The sequence below is a fragment of the Bacillus sp. F9_6S_D1_P_5 genome (assembly GCF_054823925.1).
This window is the reverse complement of the sequence record NZ_JBTREW010000060.1, coordinates 1-1372: the sequence shown is the minus strand read 5'-3', so window position 1 is coordinate 1372 and position 1372 is coordinate 1. Positions and strand designations below refer to the sequence as shown.

1 rRNA gene is annotated in these 1372 nt (G+C 53.1%); it reads right to left on the bottom strand.

The features are described 5' to 3' along the window. Positions 1-8 precede the first annotated feature (8 nt). A 23S ribosomal RNA gene (locus ACUXEY_RS28100) occupies positions 9-1372 on the bottom strand; the annotation flags it as partial.

Below are 1372 nucleotides of genomic sequence, written 5' to 3'. Positions count from 1 at the left end.
CATATTATATGGTTAAGTCCTCGATCTATTAGTATTCGTCAGCTCCACATGTCACCATGCTTCCACCTCGAACCTATCAACCTGATCATCTTTCAGGGATCTTACTAGCTTACGCTATGGGAAATCTCATCTTGAGGGGGGCTTCATGCTTAGATGCTTTCAGCACTTATCCCTTCCGCACATAGCTACCCAGCTATGCCCTTGGCAGAACAACTGGTACACCAGCGGTGCGTCCATCCCGGTCCTCTCGTACTAAGGACAGCTCCTCTCAAATTTCCTACGCCCACGACGGATAGGGACCGAACTGTCTCACGACGTTCTGAACCCAGCTCGCGTACCGCTTTAATGGGCGAACAGCCCAACCCTTGGGACCGACTACAGCCCCAGGATGCGATGAGCCGACATCGAGGTGCCAAACCTCCCCGTCGATGTGGACTCTTGGGGGAGATAAGCCTGTTATCCCCGGGGTAGCTTTTATCCGTTGAGCGATGGCCCTTCCATGCGGAACCACCGGATCACTAAGCCCGACTTTCGTCCCTGCTCGACTTGTAGGTCTCGCAGTCAAGCTCCCTTATGCCTTTGCACTCTACGAATGATTTCCAACCATTCTGAGGGAACCTTTGGGCGCCTCCGTTACACTTTAGGAGGCGACCGCCCCAGTCAAACTGCCCACCTGACACTGTCTCCCGGGTCGATAAGACCCGTAGGTTAGAATTTCAATACAGTCAGGGCGGTATCCCACCAGCGCCTCCACCGAAGCTAGCGCTCCGGTTTCAAAGGCTCCCGCCTATCCTGTACAAACTGTACCAAAATTCAATATCAGGCTACAGTAAAGCTCCACGGGGTCTTTCCGTCCTGTCGCGGGTAACCTGCATCTTCACAGGTACTATAATTTCACCGAGTCTCTGGTTGAGACAGTGCCCAAATCGTTACACCTTTCGTGCGGGTCGGAACTTACCCGACAAGGAATTTCGCTACCTTAGGACCGTTATAGTTACGGCCGCCGTTTACTGGGGCTTCAGTTCAGAGCTTCGCTTACGCTAACCCCTCTCCTTAACCTTCCAGCACCGGGCAGGTGTCACCCCCTATACTTCGCCTTACGGCTTCGCAGAGAGCTGTGTTTTTGCTAAACAGTCGCTTGGGCCTATTCACTGCGGCTTTCCGTTAAGAAAGCACCCCTTCTCCCGAAGTTACGGGGTCATTTTGCCGAGTTCCTTAACCAGAGTTCTCTCGCACACCTTAGGATTCTCTCCTCGCCTACCTGTGTCGGTTTGCGGTACAGGCACCTTTTATCTCGCTAGAAGCTTTTCTTGGCAGCGGGGAATCAAAGACTTCGCTCCATAAGGAGCTTCCCCATCACAGCTCAGCCTTC